At 42.7% G+C, this 21620-nt stretch carries 24 protein-coding genes and 1 pseudogene; 15 read left to right on the forward strand and 10 right to left on the reverse strand.

The window, feature by feature from the left end; genetic code table 11:
* The first annotated feature begins 19 nt into the window (after positions 1-19).
* From OCU28_RS13105 to OCU28_RS13120, 4 genes are all read left to right on the forward strand, one after another.
* Positions 20-1495, forward strand: coding sequence for a DUF1214 domain-containing protein (locus OCU28_RS13105; protein ID WP_390623829.1), 1476 nt, complete (start codon positions 20-22; stop codon positions 1493-1495).
* 324 nt (positions 1496-1819) lie between these two features.
* Entirely contained in the window at positions 1820-2221 is a 402-nt protein-coding gene (locus OCU28_RS13110; protein WP_261818129.1) for a hypothetical protein, read from the forward strand.
* An 80-nt stretch (positions 2222-2301) separates the two neighbouring features.
* The gene (locus tag OCU28_RS13115; RefSeq protein ID WP_261818130.1) at positions 2302-2655 is read left to right on the forward strand and encodes a hypothetical protein; all 354 of its coding nucleotides are present in this window, start codon (positions 2302-2304) and stop codon (positions 2653-2655) included.
* 89 nt (positions 2656-2744) lie between these two features.
* Positions 2745-3602, forward strand: a complete 858-nt coding sequence (locus tag OCU28_RS13120; RefSeq protein WP_261818131.1) for a LysR family transcriptional regulator — start codon at positions 2745-2747, stop codon at positions 3600-3602.
* A gap of 13 nt (positions 3603-3615) precedes the next feature.
* On the opposite strand, the gene OCU28_RS13125 is transcribed toward OCU28_RS13120, so the two are convergent.
* The 5 genes from OCU28_RS13125 to OCU28_RS13145 all read right to left on the reverse strand — a co-directional run bounded on the left by OCU28_RS13125 (position 3616) and on the right by OCU28_RS13145 (position 8275).
* Positions 3616-4068 (reverse strand): hypothetical protein, encoded by a 453-nt coding sequence (locus OCU28_RS13125; protein ID WP_261818132.1) that lies wholly within the window; start codon positions 4066-4068, stop codon positions 3616-3618.
* A 62-nt stretch (positions 4069-4130) separates the two neighbouring features.
* Complete coding sequence (locus OCU28_RS13130) at positions 4131-4658, reverse strand: hypothetical protein (RefSeq protein WP_261818133.1); 528 nt, start codon at positions 4656-4658, stop codon at positions 4131-4133.
* Positions 4659-4730: 72 nt separating this feature from the next.
* A complete protein-coding gene (locus OCU28_RS13135; protein WP_261818134.1) occupies positions 4731-6479 on the reverse strand; it encodes an alkyl sulfatase dimerization domain-containing protein in 1749 nt (582 codons plus the stop codon).
* A gap of 162 nt (positions 6480-6641) precedes the next feature.
* Positions 6642-6959 (reverse strand): hypothetical protein, encoded by a 318-nt coding sequence (locus OCU28_RS13140; protein ID WP_261818309.1) that lies wholly within the window; start codon positions 6957-6959, stop codon positions 6642-6644.
* A gap of 95 nt (positions 6960-7054) precedes the next feature.
* Positions 7055-8275 (reverse strand): MFS transporter, encoded by a 1221-nt coding sequence (locus OCU28_RS13145; RefSeq protein WP_261818135.1) that lies wholly within the window; start codon positions 8273-8275, stop codon positions 7055-7057.
* Between the two features lie 117 nt (positions 8276-8392).
* On the opposite strand from OCU28_RS13145, the pseudogene OCU28_RS13150 reads away from it, so the two are divergent.
* The 3 genes and pseudogenes from OCU28_RS13150 to OCU28_RS13160 all read left to right on the forward strand — a co-directional run.
* Positions 8393-8512, forward strand: a pseudogene (locus OCU28_RS13150) (LysR family transcriptional regulator); the annotation flags it as partial.
* Between the two features lie 395 nt (positions 8513-8907).
* On the forward strand, positions 8908-10014 hold the full coding sequence (locus tag OCU28_RS13155; RefSeq protein WP_261818136.1) for a Fic family protein: 1107 nt from the start codon (positions 8908-8910) through the stop codon (positions 10012-10014).
* A gap of 270 nt (positions 10015-10284) precedes the next feature.
* On the forward strand, positions 10285-10518 hold the full coding sequence (locus tag OCU28_RS13160) for a hypothetical protein (RefSeq protein ID WP_261818137.1): 234 nt from the start codon (positions 10285-10287) through the stop codon (positions 10516-10518).
* A 442-nt stretch (positions 10519-10960) separates the two neighbouring features.
* Here OCU28_RS13160 and nhaC read toward each other — a convergent pair whose 3' ends face one another.
* From nhaC to OCU28_RS13175, 3 genes are all read right to left on the reverse strand, one after another.
* Positions 10961-12373 carry a Na+/H+ antiporter NhaC gene (gene nhaC / locus OCU28_RS13165; RefSeq protein WP_261818138.1) on the reverse strand — a complete coding sequence of 471 codons (1413 nt, stop codon included), beginning with the start codon at positions 12371-12373 and terminating at the stop codon, positions 10961-10963.
* A gap of 195 nt (positions 12374-12568) precedes the next feature.
* Positions 12569-14131: a polysaccharide lyase family 7 protein gene (locus tag OCU28_RS13170; protein ID WP_261818139.1), complete on the reverse strand. Its 1563-nt coding sequence runs from the start codon at positions 14129-14131 to the stop codon at positions 12569-12571.
* A gap of 382 nt (positions 14132-14513) precedes the next feature.
* Positions 14514-14885 (reverse strand): DUF2750 domain-containing protein, encoded by a 372-nt coding sequence (locus OCU28_RS13175; protein ID WP_261818140.1) that lies wholly within the window; start codon positions 14883-14885, stop codon positions 14514-14516.
* A gap of 255 nt (positions 14886-15140) precedes the next feature.
* Between OCU28_RS13175 and OCU28_RS13180 the strand changes: the two genes are divergently transcribed.
* Together OCU28_RS13180 and OCU28_RS13185 are read left to right on the forward strand one after the other, a co-directional pair.
* Entirely contained in the window at positions 15141-15650 is a 510-nt protein-coding gene (locus OCU28_RS13180; protein WP_261818141.1) for a magnesium transporter, read from the forward strand.
* A 5-nt stretch (positions 15651-15655) separates the two neighbouring features.
* Positions 15656-16687, forward strand: coding sequence for an HlyD family secretion protein (locus OCU28_RS13185; RefSeq protein WP_261818142.1), 1032 nt, complete (start codon positions 15656-15658; stop codon positions 16685-16687).
* 46 nt (positions 16688-16733) lie between these two features.
* On the opposite strand, the gene OCU28_RS13190 is transcribed toward OCU28_RS13185, so the two are convergent.
* Both OCU28_RS13190 and OCU28_RS13195 read right to left on the reverse strand, forming a co-directional pair.
* Positions 16734-17525 (reverse strand): LysR family transcriptional regulator, encoded by a 792-nt coding sequence (locus OCU28_RS13190; RefSeq protein WP_261818143.1) that lies wholly within the window; start codon positions 17523-17525, stop codon positions 16734-16736.
* Positions 17526-17626: 101 nt separating this feature from the next.
* A complete protein-coding gene (locus tag OCU28_RS13195) occupies positions 17627-18355 on the reverse strand; it encodes a nitroreductase family protein (protein WP_261818144.1) in 729 nt (242 codons plus the stop codon).
* Between the two features lie 251 nt (positions 18356-18606).
* On the opposite strand from OCU28_RS13195, the gene OCU28_RS13200 reads away from it, so the two are divergent.
* From OCU28_RS13200 to OCU28_RS13225, 6 genes are all read left to right on the forward strand, one after another.
* A complete protein-coding gene (locus OCU28_RS13200) occupies positions 18607-18960 on the forward strand; it encodes a hypothetical protein (RefSeq protein WP_261818145.1) in 354 nt (117 codons plus the stop codon).
* Positions 18960-19403 (forward strand): hypothetical protein, encoded by a 444-nt coding sequence (locus tag OCU28_RS13205; protein WP_261818146.1) that lies wholly within the window; start codon positions 18960-18962, stop codon positions 19401-19403. Before OCU28_RS13200 ends, OCU28_RS13205 begins: the two co-directional genes overlap by 1 nt.
* Before the next feature lie 3 nt (positions 19404-19406).
* Positions 19407-19907, forward strand: coding sequence for a hypothetical protein (locus tag OCU28_RS13210; RefSeq protein ID WP_261818147.1), 501 nt, complete (start codon positions 19407-19409; stop codon positions 19905-19907).
* A gap of 47 nt (positions 19908-19954) precedes the next feature.
* Positions 19955-20359, forward strand: coding sequence for a hypothetical protein (locus OCU28_RS13215; protein WP_261818148.1), 405 nt, complete (start codon positions 19955-19957; stop codon positions 20357-20359).
* Between the two features lies 1 nt (position 20360).
* Positions 20361-20816 (forward strand): hypothetical protein, encoded by a 456-nt coding sequence (locus OCU28_RS13220; RefSeq protein WP_261818149.1) that lies wholly within the window; start codon positions 20361-20363, stop codon positions 20814-20816.
* A 130-nt stretch (positions 20817-20946) separates the two neighbouring features.
* The gene (locus tag OCU28_RS13225) at positions 20947-21603 is read left to right on the forward strand and encodes a cupin domain-containing protein (RefSeq protein WP_261818150.1); all 657 of its coding nucleotides are present in this window, start codon (positions 20947-20949) and stop codon (positions 21601-21603) included.
* Positions 21604-21620: the final 17 nt, after the last annotated feature.

Below are 21620 nucleotides of genomic sequence, written 5' to 3' on the forward strand. Positions count from 1 at the left end.
ATAATTTTTTAGGTGGCCTATGAAAACTCTTAATAAATCTATCTTATCAGCGATGATGATCGCCGTGATGTCAGGTTGTGCTGCCATTGGCAACAACTCTAACGAGCATACCGTCGTTACCCCATCAGGAGAATTCACATTCGACAATAGCTTTGAGCATGGCTTGCCAACCGAAGCAAGCTCCAAGGCCTTGTTTGATGAGATTGATTATCAACGTGCATCGCAAGCCTATATCTGGGCGGTGCCACTGGTATCAAACTATGCGTGGAAAGCGGCATACGCTGAAATGGGCGCAGAGGATGGGCAGATCACTTATGTTGAATCACATAAATCTAAATTGGGTGGCTTGACTTATAACACTTCAACACCCTACGCGATTACCTGGTTCAATGTTGAAAAAGAGCCTGTAGTAATTGAAGTACCAACGGATGAATTACGTGGTGCGGTACATACCATGTGGCAGATTGGTATTTCACAAATGACTAAGCCAGGCACCTATGTAATCAAGGCTGCAGGTAGCGAAACCCCGGAAAACCTTCCGAAAGATGCGGTCGTGTTAGAGTCGGACACCAACTATGTATTCTTTGGTGTTCGCTTAATGGCGAAGACTGAACAGCAACGCATGCAAGATCTTGAAGCACTGCGTATTACTCGCCTTGATGGTTCAGTTCTAAGTGATAACCCCGTTAACTTTCCTGAAGTCGGTATCGATGCGAAACACCCTCGTGGCATGGCTTTCTGGGACGTATTAAACGAAGCAATACAAGCAGAACCTGTAGCAGAAAGAGACCGTATGATGCATGACATGTTACGTCCTCTAGGAATTGAGAAGGGAGAGGCGCTCTCACCAAATGCAAGACAGACTGGTATTTTAAACAGCGCAGTTGTCACAGGTGAAGCGATGGTTAAGAACATTGACTTCAACAAAACAGAGCGTCTCCCACAATCTGTCTATGGTCCAAAAGGCAATACGTGGGAGATTGCAACGGCATCGACACCCGATCAAAATCGTGACTATGGCATGGACCTAGATGGTCGTGCAGCATGGTTCTATGAAGCCGTGACTAACGATATCGCAATGCACGGATTTGAAAATGGTGGGTGGGGCCAGATCTACCTTGATAACTACAGAGACAATGACGGTAATGGTTTAAATGGTAGCGAGCACTATACTTTAACACTTGATGGTGATGTGAACTTTGCGGATCTGTTTTGGACAATTACGGTTTATAACGTAGAAAACCGAGCGATTATTGATAACTCAATCCAACGCGCTGATGTTGGTTCTAACATTCCAGGAACCGTCAAAGATGAAGAAGGCAATTATACGTTCCACTTCTCACCGACGAAACCTGATGGAGTTAACGCTGCAAACTGGGTAGAGACGCGTCCAGATGAAAACTGGTTTGTTTATTTCAGAGCATATTCACCAAGTAAAGCGTTTGTAGAGCAGCAACCTCATACCATTGTACCTAACTTCCAAAAGGTAAAATAAACCTTCGTTGTATGAGCTTCCAAAGTGAGATTGGAAGCTCTCAAACCTTTGATGTCCGCAATAAGATATAAGTTAAGTAAAACTTAATTATTCATTAAATTTATATGAATTCCCTTAATTTAATTCACTGGTTATATTACACGCAACTTAGACAGAGGCGCAGGGATTGAGCTTCTTAAACCGTTTTGGATAGACGATAAATTTCCCTGCTGATGGTCAAGAGCTTAACTCTAAATAGGATGAGTAGAGTGTTGTTAAGTTGAAGACTAAAAGCATTATTTTGTGAACATTGCGCTACGACGCATGACAAATAAGGTTTTCTTAATGAACAACAAATTTTCTCTTTCGCTACTTACTGTACTTCTTTCTAGTGTTGCTGTTTCTGCCAATGCTTCTGTAAAGCTTGGTATGGGTGTTGACCAAGGTTTAGGTATGAACCTTAAGCTTGATGATACCTTCAACATCTTTGCGGGTAACAACGGTATGGCGTTTGATTATCATGTCCTACGCGGAAATTTGTCAGCGAGTACTCCACTTTCTTATTTTGTTGGCGTTGGTGGTTACTACGAGTGGGATGATGACTTTGGTATACGCGTTCCTGTCGGCCTAGATTGGAGCTTTGCATCAAACTGGAACCTTTACGGTCATGTGAACCCTGAGCTGCAGTTTCATCGTGACGCTAAATTTAAATTTGGCGCAGGCTTTGGTGTGAGTTACAAGTTCTAAACCAAACACTTCTATAGCCGACATTTTTATGTCGGCTTTTTTGTCCAGGTAACCTTAAAGCACTTACAGCGAGTTTAGCAATGCGCAATAAGATTTCCATTGGCTTAATGACATGCTTGCTTCCTCTTGGAAGTAAGGCCTCTCTTCGTGCTGAAAGTAGTGTTAGCTATTTGAATGAAACACCTGTTGTTGAAGTTGCACCGAACTCTGTGATTACACAAAGACTACAACAATTGTTTCCTTTAAGAGAAAAAGCGGCAGGTAGAGCACCTGATTTTACTCTGTATGAATTTCGTCAATTTCGAGATGAAAGAAGCGGTTTAGCACAGTTCCAACCCCACTGTGAAATAGAAAAAAAAACAAAAAACATTTCAGTAATGACTTGGCACCAAATGCGAGAAGATGGTCGACTGATTAAAAAGGTCGACTGCTAAACTTATCCGGTGCAATACCTATTTTTCTAGATAGCGAAGAGTATTCGAGCTATGTTAGTTACATTAAACGCATTTTTTATAGATAGGTTATGGACTTAAAGCTTATTCATGTATTTCTGACGGTACACAAGTATCAATCTTTTACTGAAGCAGCTGAGGTGTTGGGGGTGAGCCAGCCCGCAGTAAGTCAGGCTATCAAAAAGCTAGAAGTGTCACTACAAAAGAAGTTGTTCATTAAATCAGGTCGCACTATGACCTGCACTCGCGCAGCAGACCAGTTAGCCATAGAGTGCAGTAGAGGAATGGATATTATTCACAATGCCATATCTACAACTCAGCATTTCATTGTGTACTGCCCTGAAGATCTTATTCAGATCACCAGAGAAATGCCTAGCACCACGTTTAAACTCCCTCCCACTTTACAAGATACGCTTCTCACTGATTTACGGTTGCAGAAAGTAGATTTGGCGATCGACTTTATTAGCAATCATGATAAGTCGTTTATTAGTGAACCTGTCTGTACAGAACAGTTTAAAGTTATTTGTAGAAACAACCATCCTAGACTCTCAGGAAGCATTATAACCAAGAGCGAGTTTTCTTCTGAATCCCATATTGGTTATAAACGAAAGTTCAATGGCATGTCGATTTTTCAGTCTCAAGTGGATAGGAAAGATGATGCAGATCTTGAGAGGGATGTAATCATGGAAGTATCATCATCACACTCTATTTGCATGATAGTGGCGCAAACGGACTATGTTGGGGTGGTGCGAGAATCAGTGACGAAACGCTGGGCTGATAAGTTGGAGTTGAGGGTGATGGATTTACCTAAAGGCTCTGAAGTCGAATTTCCATTGAACCTGATTTACCACCAAAGGTTCAAGCATCATGGCGATCACGCAGAGATGCGAGAGATCGTCAAAGAAAAATTGATTGAGATATGCTCTTAGTGGCTAACTCTTTCTAGTTAGAAAACATGAGTCGCGAGTCCATCGCTTGGTTAAACGTGATATTTCCAGAGACGATATTTGAGAGTGTGACTTGAGTGAGTACTAAGTAAGGAAAATCGCCTTTAGGCTCAACTTCAAACGATAACCTGGTCGAGTTAGATCCTTGATAATAAGACCACATACCTACATCGGCTAAATAAATATAAGTTTCAGCAATGCCTCTACTTTCTAAATCCTTAATCAGTAATGTTAACCACCATGTCGCGCGTTGAAAACCAGCTATACCCTCAAGCTTGGTAATAGGAGTTAGCATTTGACTATTCTCGTGATGCAAAGCTCTCAAAACGGTCCAGTCTGCTCCTATTGGTATATTCGTGTCACTATTTGATACCGCTGCATGAAATAAGCAGGCGAATGCTGACTGAGAGGCAAGCAACATTAATATAACTGATGCACGTATAAACATAATTTTCTCAATAATTTGTGCAATGAGCGCAAGAAATATTACGCTCAAAGAACAAGTGTGATTTATTGTATTTTGTGAGTGAAACGACAGGTTTCATCACCTTCACTAAGTAGAGAGCCAATTTCTACGACATAAGTGTCATTCATCGCTGTGCCCGTTCCCATCTCCATCGCGTTTACCACGTGACGACAAAAATCTGGACAACCCGCACCTTTGCTCACTTTATTGAGTTGGTCACAAACAACGCACTCAGTTTCTACTCGAACAGGATTACCTTCACTATCTTGTTCCCAATGCCCTTTAACGCCAAAAATGGGATCTTCATAATCATGATAGGTACCGATGGAAGCAGCACTATTGGTATCGATATTCATTTTCTTGACGATATGTTGAGCTCTAACCTGTCCATACTCGTAGAACGCTGGTATCCAAAATTTCTCAAATGACTTCACCCCATTTTTTTTATAGCCATTATAAGCAAGACTAACAACGACATCGTTGCCCTTGTGTATTAAAGGGATCAGAAAAGGGGCTTTTTCAGCCATTTTGACGGTTTGGTGCATTAGGTGTGCAAACAATTTAACTCGCATATCAGTTCTCTTTTATTGAAAAAAGGGCAGATAGTCTGCCCTTGGTTGATAAAATCACTTTGCTTGTATGACTTACTTTAAGTGTGTAAAGCTACGAGGGTACATAGTCACTTGCTTAAACTCATCAAAGTGATTCAACAGTGTCAGTGCTTTTCCAGATGCAATATCAGAGGCTGAAATAGTGCCATCGTAGTATTGTCCAAATTTTTCACCAGAGACTTTGATCACCTCAGCGTCATCAGAAATGCTAGTGGAGAACTCTGCTACGCGGTTGCGGATTTCTAGCTGCATCTCTTTGCCATCTACAATAAAGCCCAGCTTGCCTTCAGTGTTTGCTGCTTTTGCTGGATTCAGACGTGTACGTAGGTAGTCGACTGCCGTTTCTGGATCGCTTGCTACCCAAGATGCTGAAGGTGAAGCCATTAGGCTTACTTCTGTATCGTCAGACTCAAGCGATTTAGCACCTGCCAGATAGAAGTTACGAGCAATAAGGCCTTCTGATTCTTGCCCCAGTTTACGTAACGAGTCTGCATGAGCTTGTCTTGCTGCATTGTTGTTTGGTGAGTTGTAATAAAGCATTGCAGATAGCTCTTTAGCCCATAAAGTGTCACCGTCTTCCATTGCTACTTGCCAAGCCTCAAACACTTTCTCTACACCGCCTGATAGTTTCATCATACGCTGTGCTTTTTCAACTTTTTCCATAGAGTGTAAGTCATCAGGGTTACCAGAGAAGTTACCGTGGTTACGCACTGGGAAAGATGCAAAAAAGGTATCGAATTGACCGTACATGTTGTTCACGTAGGCGTGATCGTTAAACGACGTTGGCATCTCAATGTGGTGATGGATCTGATCTGGTGCCACGCCTAGATTAGTCAGACGGATAGCTTGGTCAAATACATAGCTTTGAGAGTCAAGAACAGCATTGATTGTTTGCTTAATGTTCTCTTTACCTTCTAGAGATTTAGAACCGCCACCTACTGTTAAAACGATTTCTGGTTCTAGATCTCGAATATCACGTAGACCACCCATCCATGTGTGAGGTGCACGATATGCATCACCACGTAATGTATACATGTTATGGAAAGGCCATACTACGTTATCAATCACCAATTCATATTCTGGGATCCAGAAAGTCAGTGTATCTTTCGTGTCAGTATCATGAATAAATGCTTGAATTTCTAAACCTGCAACAGTTACAGATTCACCGTGAGCGATGGTTTGAGTGGGTTCTAAGTATGCGTTTGGTGCACCAAACTTAATGTTGCTCGGGATGATAGAGGCATCTTTACCTGATTTTTCAGCGTGATTTCCATAATGAATAGCGGCACGAGCTAGCAGGTGTGGCGCCATTTCAGGAATGTCTGTGTTCGACTGACTATCGCCAGTACGTGCGCTAACAATGCTGTGTAGATCTGGATGAGCATAGATCTCAGCATCATCACCATCAATAAGGGTTTTAGTGCCTTTAGTGTAGTGGTTGTGATCATAGAAAACGGCAATGATCGGCTTGTTACTGATATTCTCGCGAATGTACTCGCGGTATTGCGCGCCTTCATCTGCATCATCACCAGTACTGAATACAATTAAGCCTCTGTCTAATTCAATCACTACTGGAGCATACGGTGCACCAGAAAGCATGTGAACGTTGTTCAATGGGCTCTCATGTTCAAGACCGTATCCCATTCGAAGAACAGGTTGAACTTTCATTACAGAAGCAACGTTGCCCACTTGGCCAGTAGGAAGTTCTGCTACTTGTGCAGACACAGATAAAGAACTAAATGAAACAGCAGCTACTGCGATAGAGAGAAGAGATTTCTTCATATTCAAGCCTTTTAATAGAATAGTAATTAACTGGCTAGAAGTTTAAATATCACTCACTCTTATAGCAATTAGGTGAGGTTATCACTTTTATAATCTGTACTAATGATAATGTTTTATATAATAAACGGTGGTTTTTAGATTGAAGGTATTTTGAGTTTTAACTCAATTGGCTGGCAACACAACTGCCGAGGCTTCGTCGCTAGAGCTGCTATCTAGCTTCTTAGAGAGATACTCATAAGCATGGACTAGGTAGAGCTTATTGGTTTCTCGCTGACACCAACTTCTAGAAAGGCCTCTTCGATTGAATTCGCTACCGATCGCCGCTTGGGTTTGATTAGTGCGACGGCCGTAGTACAAGGTATCGCAAAGCTGGATATTGGACATGTACTGAGGGTAGAGGTTGACCGCAGACTTGTTGGCATTGAGGTGCTTAGCTTGATTGTGAGTACACCCAGTTAAAATTAATAAAAACAAAGCGATAAGGCGCCATTATAAGCATTAGTTCACTGTTTGTTTGTCAATTTTGCAACAGGCCGTAACAGCGCTCACGTTAGTTGAACGTTATATGGGCGAATTTACGCCTTCTTGGAAACGAAAATACAGTTCTCAGCGGATGAGTCTCGCTTGTCGATACGTTTGAGTAGCCCTATAGCAACAAACATCGCGATAAAGAGCGTTGTACCGCCAAACACCACAGCAGACCAACCGCCATGCTGCCAGCAATACAGTAGCAAGAACCCACCTAGACTGCCGCCAATGTAGTAATGAACAAGGTATAACGCCGTTGCTGTCGCTTTTGCGTGTTTGGCGTTTCGGCCTACCCACCCATAGGCAAGGGTATGGGTGAAAAAAGCGCCAAAGCTGATCAGAAGAAGCCCTATCATCATGGCGGCAAGGTGCTCCAATAGGGCAACCCACATTCCAAGCATGCTTAGTAGCGAGCCTAAAAACATGCCTTGAATCGGGGAGAAGTGGCGTGTCAAATGACCTGCACATTTGGAACTAAAGGTGCCAGCCAGATAGCAGACGAAAATCAGTGAGGCCAAACCAACAGGAACATTGTGCGGGGCGCCAACTAGGCGAAACCCCATGACAGAATATAGGTTCACAAACAGCGAGAAATTGATGCCGCCAATGAGCATAGCAACCCATACCCTGTGATTTTTGAAGTGACCGACTATCGCTCTGTGTTGATGATGAAAGCTAATAGAGGCAGGGGTGAAGCCTTGCTGTTTTGGCAATAGGTAACCAACAAGCAACGCCCCAACTAATGTAAACCCTAGCGCAACTTGAATTGCTGTTGCCACGCTGTAGTGATCAGCAATTAATCCACCGCTGATCCTGCCGGCGATGCCACCTAGGGAGTTGGCTGCTATGTAGCTACCAATTGCCATAGAAAAGGCTTTGCTATCAAGTTCTTCTGCCATATAGGCCACCGCCACAGCGGCAAATGCGGCAAGCGCAACGCCAATAATTGCTCGGCACACCACTAAGAACAGAAACGATTGGCCCAGCAGCATAAGCCCTGATATGACAGGAATGGCCAGCAATCCAAACATCATCACCGGCTTTCTTCCTATTGATTCAGAGATCACTGCCATAGGCACCAAGCTAAATGACAGAGCCAGTGTTGTTGAAGCAAACAGCCAATTTACCTGAGTTTCTGACACAGAAAATTGTATTGCAAAGGCGGGCAACATAGGTTGAAGAAGATACAGGTTAGAGAAGACAAGAAAGGACCCTAGGGCAAGAGAGAGGGTAATGCGTTTATATTCTGGTGAACCAAAGCTGACCATGTTTGCCTCAATGAAGGGTGATACGAAAAAAGAATGCACAAAGTGTGATTAGGCTATCACCAAGACATTGATATAAGAAATATATTAAAAATATCATTCCCATATATTTTTGATCTCATGGAATCCAAACAGCTCAAGCATTTTTTGGCGGTCGCAAAGCACGGCAACTTCACGCAAGCAGCCAAAGAAATCCATATCGCGTAGTCTGCACTTAGCATATCAATCAAGAAATTTGAGTAGTCATTGGGCGTGGTGCTGTTTCGCCGAGAGGAGAAAAAAGTGAAATACTGGACACCCATATCTTAAGTAACACAAAGAGGGTCTTGTATTTTGACCCCATTAACTGTGCACAATTCAATACCTGACCCTAACATTATCCTTTGATTTCTATTGATATGGCTAAAAAAAGTAGTAAAAACGTGCTAACAAAGTAATGGGTGTCCAGTACTTTCCCCGATTCAAACTACCTGATCACGTAGTTTGAATCGGTCTCGTTAGAGATCTCTTTTGTCTCTGGTGTTCTGATGATGCGAATATTAGTACTAAACTAATCACTTTTTGATTTGATAGTTTACCTTATTCACATCATAATGTGATTTGAATGTGTGCTGTTTTCGAATCAAGGAGTCATTATGTGGATTTGGCAACAAGAGTCATGGCCTCACTTTAACTGGGATAAAACTATCATCGAACCTCTTGTAAGAGATACGCGCCTCAATCAAGGCATCTTGCTTGGTAAGATGTTTTGTCAACCACTAGATCAAACTCGAAACATGCTTGATACCCTGCTGGCCAACATCATTCATTCTAGCGCAATAGAGGGAGAGAAGTTAAACGCCTTTTCTGTTCGATCATCTCTCGCAAACAAATTGGGCGTCACGGAAGAAAAGCCATTTCCAACCACCATGCAAACTGACGGTCTTGCGGAGATTATGCTAGACGCTGTTGATAACCTAGATACACCATTGACCCTTGAGCGTATCTTGTACTGGCACTCATTGTTGTTCCCTGAGGGCTACACTATGTTCAACCCAGTTGTTGGTGGGCAGCTAAGAGGTGACGCCCCCATGCAAGTCGTATCTGGGCGTATAGATAAACCCGTTGTGCATTTTGACGCACCCACAAGAGACATCCTTGATAATGAACTTGGCGCTTTTATTCAATGGTTTAACGAGTCGAAGGCTGATGTTTCGCTAGATCCATTGTTAAGAGCGGCAATTACACACCTATGGTTTGTAACGCTACACCCTTTAGACGATGGTAACGGTCGAATAACTCGACTCCTTACCGACCTAGCGCTGGCTCAAGCAGAGCGGCAGTCAGTGCGGTTTTATGCTATGTCGGTAGGCATTCTCGCGAACCGCAAAAGCTATTACGAAATCTTGGAGCAAACTCAGAAGGGTGGAATGGATATAACGGCTTGGCTAAATTGGTTCCTTGTTACGCTGAATGAAACGTTTGATGCCGCGTTAAAAGAGATAGAGCAAACGGTAATTAAAACTAACTTTTGGAGACAAATCGACCAAACTCGATTGTCCAATGAGCAAACAAAGGTGCTCAATAGAATGCTAGACGGAGATTTCCCTGATGGAATAAACACCTCTCGGTACCACAAGGTAGCGAAGGTGAGTAAACCAACGGCGACTAGGCATTTGGCAGTTCTCGTGGAGCTTGGTTGCCTAGTTAAATCTGGGGCAGGTGGTCGAAGTACGCGATATCTTTTAGCGGAGATTGGCTGAGAAGATCGTTGGGTTTTCTCTATTAAAATACTGGACACCCATATCTTAAGTAACACAAAGGGGGTCTTGTATTTTGCCCCCATTAACGGTGCACAATTCAATACCTGACCCTAATATTATCCTTTGATTTCTATTGATATGGCTAAAAACAGTAGTAAAAAACGTGCTAACAAAGTGATGGGTGTCCAGTAATTTCCCCAAATCACAAATCAAGATAAAACTTAAAATGATATTTTCACCCAATTATATAAAACGCTATAGGAAAGAAAAATGAGCCGACTTGAACGCATTATGAAAGCAAATGATAGTGATATATGTGACTCTATTCACAAGCATGGTGAGTCTACTTTAGTTAAGCCTACAGTAGATTTACAAGACTCAGGATTATGTAAGGATTGTGAATCTTGTTATTTTGAGCAACGCTCATCATTAGTTGCTTGGTTAGATATTAGTGAAACGTCCCCCACTGGCACCACCTCTCAAAAAACGGTGCCCATCAAGTGATATTAATTAAAAGTAAAAATAACACCACGCCAACAAAATCGGTGTTCATTATTCCTATTATGTAAAATCCGTGAATTTGCGCTCAGAAACAACCCTTAAAGCAAGTCAAACGCTCTTAGCGAAGATTTTAGACGATTAATCAAGGCGATATGATTCTATGCTGCCTTAAAGTTTGTAACGATTTACAGAGCAAAAACCAGCGAGTTCATTTGAGTCAAGAACTGCACTCTAACACCCATTTTTCGTACTTTATGAGTTTTGGGTGTCAGATTAGTTATACTTGGTCAAAATTCACCCAACCGAGAGCGTAGATGTTTTGGCGAAACCAATAATGGGGCAAAACCTTGTTAAAGCAAAATGCAAACTACGTAAAAAGCCTCGAAAAGTTCTGATCTTTAATCTCATAGTTCTAATCCTTAATGCCCACCGACATTTAGCTAGATCAATTAGCCGTTACTATTGGTGTGAGTGTGCCTTTTTTGAATAGGGCAATGCCAAGATAGGCGAGGACAAGCGACAGTAGGGGATTTATCCAATTAAGTAGCGCCCAAGGTGCATAATCTAAAACCTGAACGCCGAGGGTAGAAGAGAAGAAAGCGCCAGCTGTCGTCCAAGGGATCAATGCGGTTGTTAGGGTTGCCCCTTCTTCTAACGTTCGAGACATTACGGCTCTATCAAGGTCAAACTTATCAAAGGCTTCTCCGAATAGCTTACCGCCTAGAATGATTGACATATATGCCTCGCCCATACTTAGATTACCTAAAAAGCACGACAACATAGTGACAAAAACTAATGAAGCCGTTCTTTGGATTCGTTGCAGTATCCCAGACATTAACACTCGGATAAATCCAAACTCATGTAAAATTCCACCAAGGGCTAGTGCCATGAGCGATAGAGAAAGCGTCCACATCATAGATGTAATGCCCCCGCGACCAAATAATTGGTCTATTGACGGGATCCCACTGTGATGCGCCTCTCCACTATAAAGTGCGTTCAATACCCCAGTGAATGATTTGTCTTGAATAAACAGTGCGATTAAACACGCAACGATAATTGAAATCATCATGGTAGGTTCTGCAGGTACTCTTTTAATACTGAGTATTAACATGGTAAGTAACGGCAGCAGCGGGATTAGCCCTACACAATAAAGTTGTTCTATCCCTGAGGTTAGGTTATTTAGATCACCTTGAGAGATGGGGTCACTACCGAATTTCAGGCCAAGATAAGCGAAGATGATCAGCGAAATAATATATGCGGGACCGGTGGTAAATGCCATGCTACGGATATGAACGTAAAGGTTCGTTCCAGATGACATTGCAGATAAGTTAGTGGTGTCTGATACAGGAGACATTTTGTCACCAAAACATGCACCTGAAATGACCATTCCTGCAATAAGTGGGGCTGGAATATTCATTGCAGTTCCAATTCCCATCAGCATTACACCTGCTGTTCCAACGGTACCCCAGCTTGTGCCTGTCGCAAGTGACATTAAGCTGCATAGTATTAATCCGCCAGGCAAGAAATAGCTGGGTGAGATAGTTTGAACGCCATAGTAAATGAGTGTCGCTAGGGTACCACTTTGGATGAATGCTGCGATTAACACACCAATTAAAATGAAGATATAGATCGCGGAGAAGCCGCTACTTAAACCACTGTTCATTGCTTTACGAATGGCGTTAAATCCATTGCTTGAGATGGTTAGAGCACTAAGACTTGCAACGACTATGCAACAGAGCATCAAGCTATGTAGGCTGGTTTTTAGATAAAACAGCCCAATACTGATAACTAGAATAATTGTAATGAATGTGATGAGCGAGAGTGTAAACGATGGATCTGAGGATTTGATTTCTTTCATGATATTGGTGCCTATCGATTTAGGCAAGGTAACAATAAATTTGTTACACCATAACAGATTTAGAGTAATGACCCTAGGAAGAATCAGTTCTTAAGAAGAGAACAAGCTATGATTATGCATCACAGATTTCATTGATACAAAAAGACCCCCACCTAGAGGTGGAGGTCTTTGTTATTGTGCATACTTGCGGTTAAATTAACCTTCGTATTTGCTATGTGTAGCTGTTAGCTTGTAGAAAGTAGCTTGAGCGTAGTCGTCCAAGTCACCGCTGATGTTTTGGTTGTAAACACCCGCTTTAAAGTACATGTACTTACCACCAGCGTCGTAGCCACTGTCACTCATGTCAACAACTTGAACAACGTCGTCTTTACCTTCGCGCATCAGGCTTACTGTCATAGTGTTGCTAACTACTTCAATACGGTAGCTGAATTTCTCACCAAGTGCGATACCATCTTCGCCAACTTCAGCTGTCATGTCGCCAACTAGAGGATAGAAATCTTCTTTAGTTGCGTTTTGGCTTTCGTGTGCAAAGTAAACCGCGCCAGTTGCTTGGTTTGGCAGTTTACGGTAGTACAGACGAATTGGCTCATCGTTTTGGTCATGGATTTGACCAATGATGAAACGACCGACTTCATTTGCATTACCAGTAGTGGTTGCGTGATCTACTTTCAATGTTGCATCTAGAACACCATCAACACCGCCAGCGGCTTTTAGGTCAGCAACAGGAGCCGAGCCAAATACCCAGTTGTTTTTGTTTACGCCTTGAGTACGGATTGATTGATCACCACGGCGAAGCATTTCGCGCAGTTCAGTACGTGCGTACTTAGTGTTTTCAGAAGTACGAACACCCTTAACGTAAGACTTGAATACTAAGCCACCGTCGTCAGCTGTGTAGAATACTTCTGGGTGTTGGTAACCGTTTGCAAGGTTCCACTCAGAAACGTTATCTGGCTTACCATTTTTATCATGATCGAATGGTTGAGATAGGTACCAATGAGTCATGTCAAAGTTTTCGCTTGGTGCGTTGCCAGCAAGTGGTGTTGCTGGTAGTCCAGTTGGAACTGGTAGTGCACTACGCGTGTCACATTTAACGGTTGTTTTACAAGGGTAAACTGCAGCTACACCGAAGTTACCTGAACGCAGGTCTTTACGTGCTTTTTTACGTGCTTTTTCAGCCGCTTTCATATCTGCGATCATTGCTTGTTCAGCCGCAACTACGCTTGAAGTGATAATGTGGCTAGCAGGGCAAGCATTAACGTTACAGTTAACAGCAGCTAGTTCAGTTACACTGTTCCAGCCATTTTTGGTGTTACCGTGACCAACATATTTTACGTAACGAGCTTTAACAGCAGGTTCGAACTGGAAGCGTTCTAGGCCGATTGCTTTACCTGAACTCTCTTGGTTCTCAAGTACAGTTGTCCAGTTGTCACCGTCAACACTTACTTGAATATCAAACTTGGTTTGACGCTCATTGCCTTTACTGAATGCGGCTTGAACAGCATCAAACTCTTGCACTGAACCGTAGTCCAACATTGCCCACTCACCATCACCAGCTGAAGACCAACGTGTCGTAAGATCTTGGTCAAATAGGCGCTCAGGGCCGTTACCATCATGGCTGCTTGCTGTCATTGCAACTGGAGTAAGAAGCGCTTCGCCAGTCTCTTTGTTGTTAGGGAATTGTGGAGCTGAAGTAGAAGTACAACCAACAGCTAGTAAAACTGAAGTAGCTAGTAAGCTTTTTAGATATATATTTTTCATTTATTATTCACTCAATGGAATGCAGGTCAATGTTAATATTTGTAGTATAAAACAACACTCATATCGGTGTTTTATGTTTAGGTCAGAGAGGAATTGTTTCTCGATGCCCTAAAAATGCTAGAATTTAGACTTTTTTATCTTTCTGTTGCCAATGATATATATTTTTATAATACAAGTGTGTGAGGATGTTCATAAATGCGAGCGGAATAGAATTTATGAATAAGTTTGTGACAAGTATCTCTATTGGGTGAGTGAATATGCACCAGATAAAGTGTTCTACATTGAGTGTGTTGGTTGGAATTTAACCGGTCGCTAGGTGGGTTTGGTGCGCAAGGGATTGCCAGAGAGGCAGGGACTTAAAACTAAGTCCCCTAAATACAGATTATCGTTGAGCTTTGTTTTCTTGTTTTATGAGTTCAAATTCAAACTCTTCAGGGTAAAGAACGATCCCTTCACCATCTTGATCAGGGAAAACAACCAGCGACAATTCATCTTCTTCTAAACCGCCGGTCCAGCGACTCTTCCATTTGGCGAGAGAGATAGGTTCTGCGGTAAATCCTTCCCATTCACCCGTTGCCCATTGCAGGGCATGCTCATCAGAAGGCCATACTGGCACACAGTCTTCATCATCGGTATTGAGCATTACGCTGCCGTGCTCATCGATTAGAAGCCAAATCTTTTTTGTCTGAGTAGCTGTCTTAAAGAAAAGGTTAAAGCGCTCTTGAGGATCTTTTGGGATTGTAAGCGTTGTCATGGAGATTCCAACTAATTATCAAATTAACCATTAGTGTACGTGGGTAAGCATAATTTTTAAATCCTATGTCGGTATTTCTTAGAAACCAGCTCAGCTGGCTTTATTCCCTAACGCACAGTTGTGGTGTTATGAGAGGTAATTTCAGGACAGGCGCGTTACCCCAGAGATATTACTAATTGGAATTTCGGTAATTCCGACAAAAGGTTCAGGGGCTGTAATAATTAGCGTGAATTTAATTACTACGGTGAATCAATCATGTCGGCAAACACGTTACCTTCAATTGATGAAGGAAAGGGACGTAAGTTAGCAGGGAGCATATTAGGCTATATCAAATCGTTCGCAAAAATCGGTGTGATTTTTGCGATTATCGCGGGTTCATCGGTTGCCCTTTCTAAGCTTGGTGCCATTCATGGTACGGAGCTTCCTGCTGAGTATTTTTCCAATGGTCACTCAAGCATTATTAAATTGCTAGATTCTGAAGTGTTTATGGGGTTTGTCTTCTTTATCACCCTTTCTGTGATTGTTTACGTCTTATACCTTTTTTGGCAACTTCACGAGATTGCAGTACATAAGGCGGCGAAGATGTCGAGTGCTCATACTCAAATCGTGTTTGCACTTTCATTGTGTGGCCTGTTTATCAATAAGGCGTGGTGGGTATTAGCCATTATTATTGCGTTTACTCGATGGGATGTTATAGGTGAATCCGTATCTAAGGTTATTCGCAACGGGATAACAAAACCAACTCAGTCAGATATGCAGGAGTAACAATAATGAAAGAGATAATGCTGCCTTATATTTTGATTTGTTGGCTGTTGGTTAAGACTGGCGTGGTTAAATGGAATCTGCGTAGCGGAACCATAATGGTCAGTGTTGGTATGTTTATCGCGTCAATGCTGTTTATAGCACACCGCTATTGGTCGCCAGCAGATTTGACTGACAGTACTACGGTTAAAGCACCGCATGCTGTGCTCAGTCCACTTATAGGTCAAGAAGTAGATCAGGTTTTTGTAACACACAACCAAATGGTTAAAAAGGGTGAGGTAATTTATACCTTGCGCTCTGAAGATACCGAATCGCAACTAGATAGCCTTAAGGCACAAAAAGTGGCCTATGAAGCGGAGATATTGGCGCTTAGAACACAACAAGATAACGATAAGCGCACCTTAGAACGTCTTATTAAGCTCAATGATTTTGCACATGAATCTGAAAGGGATGATGTGAGAACAAGTATCGAATCAGCTGATGCAAAAATAGCATCAGCTTACGCTCAAATTAAGGGGATTGAAGCACAATTAGCCACCGCAGAGTGGGAGAATTCTCGTCGTGAAATAAAGGCGCCATTTGATGGGCAACTTTCTATCACCAATATCTCAGAAGGTACACGAACGGGTAATATGCACTTATATAATACCAATAAGAAATTTGTTGAGATGCGTATTCCTGATCAATCTTATCGCGGTATTGAGATAGGGCAGTTTGCGGAGTTCTATGTAGATGCCTATCCCGGCGAGATTTTTCGTGGACGAGTACATAGTGTGACAACGGGAACCGGAGAAGCGCAGGTCTCTGTTCGTCAGGGTTCACAGAATGTAAGACAGCACGTTGGCAATAATACCGGTTCACATGGGCGAACGATTGTTATCGAGTTTGATGAGCCAGAGGGTTATAACGTACCTATTGGTGCGACAGGATCTGGGTGGGTGTCAGCTAACAAACCTTACGCTGTTCTTGGCTTTATGGATATTATTGGCGCTGCGACCGTGCGCTTGAAAGCTTATAAAGCCTACCTATCGGCAATGTAGTTAGTAATGGAAGAAAAAGCTCTCAAATTTTTTGAGAGCTTTTGGGTTACTCTTGATTGAGTACGCTTTCAACTATCCCTTGCAGCCAATGGTATTTAGGTGATTTGCGCTTAGATGCCTTAAGAATGATAGCGAGATCAACATCAAGATTGGGGAAATCACACTCTTTAGCATACTTAATAAAGTCTAAGGTATAGCCGATGTCTTTGAGTTGGTTGAGTAGTACGTGATTATCTACAATGATCGATGCTTCAGCATTTGGAATCACTTCTTGAAAGCGATTGAGGTTTTCGTTGACCCCAGTTGCGACAAATTTTATATAGCAGCCATCTCGATTACCCGAAAACTGCCCTGCGCCTCGATAGAGCTTATGCTGCCATAGTGTTTGAGGTTTGTCGGTTAATACGTGCACCCCTAAGTCAACTTCTTCATCGATAAGCATGCCTTCGGAAAGATTATTCCAACTGCGAACTTCGATAATGGCATCGGTCTGTTCGCGGATTTTGAGAATAATCTGTTTACCATGTCGCGCAAGTAACGGCTCCAAGATATGAATGCATACCTTCTGTAAATTTCTAGGGTCAAAATCTTCAGGCTCAAGGGCGTGATTCACTTGTTCAAGTGCAGTCTGCAGTTTAGGAAATATGCTAACAGCATAAGAGGTTGGCGCGAGCCCTTCGGCGCTTCGTACAAAAAGAGGGTCGTCTAAGTCTTCTCGGAGTTGAGCAAGTACCTTTGATACATAAGATTGAGAGCGACCTAGTTTGATTGCAGCACGTTGCGTTGAATGTGTCTGCATTAACGCGATAAATACCGGCAGATTTGACAGAAGTTGCATGCTTGGATTTCCTCATCCATGAGTCAATTTGATTACATTACTATTCAAATAATGGACCAGTTGTTTAATAAAAACAATTGGTTATATTTAATGGCGTCTTATCAGTGAGTGAAAATAACGCTGTCGCTGGGCACGCGGTGTCGCTCACCATAGACGCCTTCTTCAACTCGCTTGCCAACACTTACAATCATCGTGATTTCATCTGTGTTACCTAAACCGAGTAATTTCTTTGCTCTTACTGAGTCAAAGCCTTCCATCGGGCAGGTGTCATAGCCCTGATCTCGTATTGCGAGCATAAAGGTCATCGCGGCAAGAGAGGTGCTTTTATGCAAGCAGACTCTAAGGTCTTGTTTTTCTACTTCACGATAAGTTGGCTTTTTTAAGCCGATAAATGCCATCAGCATTGCTCGTAACTTGCCCTTAATTCCCAGTTTGTCATTGCTGTATACAAAGGGGATGAGCTTTTCATAATACTTGGTTGCCCGCTTGGCGATGTCATCTTGAGGGCGATCGGCAAAGTTTTGACGAACATGTTTGGCATTAACTTGTGCTCGGCTTTTCCACTTACCTGGCGTAGTGACAAATACCACCAATTCATTAGCCGTTTTAGCTGCGTTTTGTCCCATACAGATATCAGCGAGCTGCTGTCTTTTTTGTGGGTTGATCACTCGATGGAACTCCCATAACTGCATGTTACTGCTGTTTGGGCTAAGTAGCGTCAGTTCTAATGCGTCGCAGACGACCTGAGGATCCAATTCATGGGATTGATCATATTTTCGTACCGAACGACGGCTGTTAATAAGTTCGGTTAATGATTGATTGTGTGGCATTGGGCTTCATTGTCAGTGGTTTAAGGGCATAGCTAGTCTACCAAGCCTTACCACGAAAGGATATGCATCAGGTGTATATCATTTATGTTCCTAAGTCATTTTCTACTCATTACAGAGTTAACTAAATTACGAGCTTCGAATTAATTAATCAAAAGTGGCGTATTTAGGTAAATCAATCAGTGTGGTTGTGAATACTATAGGCCCCTTTAATAGCATATTAAACATGACTCATAACTTTAAAGGGGGAGGTAATGGCGATTTTAGTAAGGGCAGTGCTGTGTATGGCAGGGTTACTACTTAGCACTGTTACTTATGCAAACGTACATCAGTGGCAGCAAACAGAGTATCAAACATACTCTGATAAGACCCATGTGAAATTTACGCTCATAAACCGCTATGACGGAGCTGCGAAATATTACATCAGAATTGATGATAAACGATTCCCTAACCCTTTGATATTACAGGCTAACCAAAAAAAGGAACTGGATATCACAGTTAATACACCGCCGGGCACTACAACCCATAAGCGGGTATGTACTCGTATGGATACTGGCGCTCAGAATCAATATGAAGTCTGCACTCGCCTTAGTTTTAAGAGGTTTTGATGTTGAAGGTTATATTTCAAGCAGGCGCAGTTTTACTCTTCTGCGGCCATGCATTTGCCAACCCTATACCCAGTATTTCAAATCCATCCGGCACGGATAGGGTCAGGCTTTCCGACGGGTCTTCATGCGAGCAAGCCGTTTCTACTGGCAAAACCTTCCAGGTTGGAACCTATGGTGCAACTGGCAATGAAGACAGTGACAACTATTACAACAATTATTATCACCAAGATCAGGATGAAGCTGGCATTTATGCCGCAGTGACGATCCAGTTTGGGGGTGAAGACAGAGTTGATTGTACAAGGCTCTATGAATATGAGTTGCGTCAACGAAACAGAGAAGAAGAACTGGCTCGCGCAGAGCACGAACTGAAACTCTTACAGATAGAGGCGGAGAAATACCGCTTACTAAAAATGAAACAAACCAATACAACATTTTCGGAGTAAAAAATGTGTAAAGTTAAAAATATTGCGTTGGCCCTAGGCTTGGTAAGCGTTAGTTCTCTTGCCCTAGCTGGCCCAAACTCTTCGGCGGGAACCATTACCTTTAATGGTGAAGTTCAGGGTGAGTGCGGCTTTCACCATTCCCATGCAGAAGATAGCGGTTCACTAGGTATGACACCCAGTGGCGCCTCAGATAAGACTTGGGGAGATGAAGGTACTATCAGATACCTAAATAATACGGGCAGTACCGGAACATTAAAACTGGATCTTGGCGCATCATCGTTAGATTCACTAGATGACAACCTTGAATTTAAGGTTGATGGCGCTGTTGGGCAATCGACAACGGGTGGCGTGGCTTTCTGGAGTGGCGATGGAGTTGAATTGGTAAAAGGCCCAGGCAACAGCTCGCACAACGAAGTCAATATTTCCGCGACAGTGGTTGACTCAGATACCGTTGATGCTCGTGCATATTCTGTAGTTTCGGTTTGGACCGTGGATTGTAACTAAGGTGTTCTGGCCTGTATGTCAGGCCAGCTATTTTCTAAAGAGCGACTATGCGTATATTTATAGTTTTAGTTAGCATTTTGGTGAGTAACATTGCCTGTGCTAATGGCATTTCTACACAAGATAGTCAGGTATTTGAGCAGTTTTGCCATCAAGGGGCGGATTATCATGAGCGACGCGTATTTGATGCTATATCCACATCTGAATTTATTAATTGGAGCAAGGTAGAGATAGTCAGCATTGATAGCAGGCTTAATTATACTCGCACCTTACTTGCCGAAAATCACCCTAAGGTTGTCGATTGTGACTTGGTGATTAATTACTACTACGACGATAAAGATGTCGTAATTAGCACTCGATTTCGAGTAGAAACCGAAAATAGCCTGACCCTTTCTGAGACAGCAGTGACACAAAAGGCCGTGAATGATTTTATCGTGCGGGTAATGGTCGATTAATATGAACTCCTCTATGTTGCGCTGGTTGATAACATCGCTGATTTGTTTTTATTCCCATATCTCTTTTGCCAATGAAGGGCATAGAGTTCGGCAGTGTGGATTAAGCCAGGTTCAAGAGCAGGGAGAGATTAAATTTTCAGGTGATGAGCAGTATCAAAGCGCAACCTTGAAAGCCAATATTGACTCTGATTATCATCGTTTTAGGTTGACCTTGATGGATGTATCTATAGATGAACCCGCATCAACCAACACGCAAGATGTCATCTACGTCACGGTAAAAACTCCCTCCCAATATGAGGGCGGCGTTGATTATTGGCGACGTGGCGTTGAATTCGATGTTTCAGAATTAGACTCCTCACATGACATAGAATTTTATTTGGAGGTTAAACGCCCAAAGTCCACGATGAGGGCTGGGCATTACCGAGTAAATATGGTGTGGGATATTGATTGTGAATAAGGCGCCTGTCCTTAAATCTTAGGTGTGTGTCCCTTAATCGTCTGTGCTTAATCGTCTGTGAATGGAATAAGGTGCCTGTCCTCAATTATTCACCTAATATGAAGGCAGATGCGAGATGTTTGGGGGTGTTATGCTGAATATGGATGTGAATAACAGGGTGGTGGTCGAGACAGCTTTGCAGCCGTGGCAAGCAAGCCCTATGCAAGGGGTGTGGCGCAAGCCTTTGGAGCGAGAGCGCTTGGAGTCGGGCTTAGTTACCTCAATTGTTAAGTATGAGGCGGGTTCGCAATTTTCACAGCATGCTCATCCTGTTGGTGAAGAGATCTTTGTTTTGGATGGGGTTTTTTCTGATGAAATGGGGGATTATCCAGCGGGAACCTACATTCGTAACCCTCCGGCTAGTATGCACACTCCCTATAGTGAACATGGCTGCACCTTGCTGGTTAAGCTTAACCAATTTCACCACAATGATAAGTCTGCGGTAACAATTAACACCCTAACTGAGCCATGGTCTACGGGGATTGGCGGCCTGCAAGTTATGCCGTTACACAGCTTTGAGGAAGAAAATACAGCCTTGGTCAAGTGGCCTGCCGGAGAGCGTTTTCGATTACACTCCCATTTTGGCGGTGAAGAGATATTGGTACTTAGCGGTGAGCTTGTCGATGAATTTGGATCGTATCCCGCTTATACATGGATAAGAAATCCCCATATGAGCCAGCATCTTCCTTATGTTACTGAAGATACGGTCATTTATGTAAAAACTGGGCATTTATTGCGTAGACGCTGAGTTTTCCAGATTAGTTG

The sequence above is a fragment of the Vibrio gallicus genome (assembly GCF_024346875.1).
GTDB classification, from domain to species: Bacteria; Pseudomonadota; Gammaproteobacteria; order Enterobacterales; family Vibrionaceae; genus Vibrio; species Vibrio gallicus.

What these genes read in the sequence shown, in the direction of transcription:
- OCU28_RS13105 (WP_390623829.1), top strand. Translation starts at nt 20, where the DNA reads ATGAAAACTCTTAATAAATCTATCTTATCAGCGATGATGATCGCCGTG.
- OCU28_RS13110 (WP_261818129.1), top strand. Translation starts at nt 1,820, where the DNA reads ATGAACAACAAATTTTCTCTTTCGCTACTTACTGTACTTCTTTCTAGT.
- OCU28_RS13115 (WP_261818130.1), top strand. Translation starts at nt 2,302, where the DNA reads ATGCGCAATAAGATTTCCATTGGCTTAATGACATGCTTGCTTCCTCTT.
- OCU28_RS13120 (WP_261818131.1), top strand. Translation starts at nt 2,745, where the DNA reads ATGGACTTAAAGCTTATTCATGTATTTCTGACGGTACACAAGTATCAA.
- OCU28_RS13125 (WP_261818132.1), bottom strand. Translation starts at nt 4,068, where the DNA reads ATGTTTATACGTGCATCAGTTATATTAATGTTGCTTGCCTCTCAGTCA.
- OCU28_RS13130 (WP_261818133.1), bottom strand. Translation starts at nt 4,658, where the DNA reads ATGCGAGTTAAATTGTTTGCACACCTAATGCACCAAACCGTCAAAATG.
- OCU28_RS13135 (WP_261818134.1), bottom strand. Translation starts at nt 6,479, where the DNA reads ATGAAGAAATCTCTTCTCTCTATCGCAGTAGCTGCTGTTTCATTTAGT.
- OCU28_RS13145 (WP_261818135.1), bottom strand. Translation starts at nt 8,275, where the DNA reads ATGGTCAGCTTTGGTTCACCAGAATATAAACGCATTACCCTCTCTCTT.
- OCU28_RS13155 (WP_261818136.1), top strand. Translation starts at nt 8,908, where the DNA reads ATGTGGATTTGGCAACAAGAGTCATGGCCTCACTTTAACTGGGATAAA.
- OCU28_RS13160 (WP_261818137.1), top strand. Translation starts at nt 10,285, where the DNA reads ATGAGCCGACTTGAACGCATTATGAAAGCAAATGATAGTGATATATGT.
- nhaC (WP_261818138.1), bottom strand. Translation starts at nt 12,373, where the DNA reads ATGAAAGAAATCAAATCCTCAGATCCATCGTTTACACTCTCGCTCATC.
- OCU28_RS13170 (WP_261818139.1), bottom strand. Translation starts at nt 14,131, where the DNA reads ATGAAAAATATATATCTAAAAAGCTTACTAGCTACTTCAGTTTTACTA.
- OCU28_RS13175 (WP_261818140.1), bottom strand. Translation starts at nt 14,885, where the DNA reads ATGACAACGCTTACAATCCCAAAAGATCCTCAAGAGCGCTTTAACCTT.
- OCU28_RS13180 (WP_261818141.1), top strand. Translation starts at nt 15,141, where the DNA reads ATGTCGGCAAACACGTTACCTTCAATTGATGAAGGAAAGGGACGTAAG.
- OCU28_RS13185 (WP_261818142.1), top strand. Translation starts at nt 15,656, where the DNA reads ATGAAAGAGATAATGCTGCCTTATATTTTGATTTGTTGGCTGTTGGTT.
- OCU28_RS13190 (WP_261818143.1), bottom strand. Translation starts at nt 17,525, where the DNA reads ATGCAACTTCTGTCAAATCTGCCGGTATTTATCGCGTTAATGCAGACA.
- OCU28_RS13195 (WP_261818144.1), bottom strand. Translation starts at nt 18,355, where the DNA reads ATGCCACACAATCAATCATTAACCGAACTTATTAACAGCCGTCGTTCG.
- OCU28_RS13200 (WP_261818145.1), top strand. Translation starts at nt 18,607, where the DNA reads ATGGCGATTTTAGTAAGGGCAGTGCTGTGTATGGCAGGGTTACTACTT.
- OCU28_RS13205 (WP_261818146.1), top strand. Translation starts at nt 18,960, where the DNA reads ATGTTGAAGGTTATATTTCAAGCAGGCGCAGTTTTACTCTTCTGCGGC.
- OCU28_RS13210 (WP_261818147.1), top strand. Translation starts at nt 19,407, where the DNA reads ATGTGTAAAGTTAAAAATATTGCGTTGGCCCTAGGCTTGGTAAGCGTT.
- OCU28_RS13215 (WP_261818148.1), top strand. Translation starts at nt 19,955, where the DNA reads ATGCGTATATTTATAGTTTTAGTTAGCATTTTGGTGAGTAACATTGCC.
- OCU28_RS13220 (WP_261818149.1), top strand. Translation starts at nt 20,361, where the DNA reads ATGAACTCCTCTATGTTGCGCTGGTTGATAACATCGCTGATTTGTTTT.
- OCU28_RS13225 (WP_261818150.1), top strand. Translation starts at nt 20,947, where the DNA reads ATGCTGAATATGGATGTGAATAACAGGGTGGTGGTCGAGACAGCTTTG.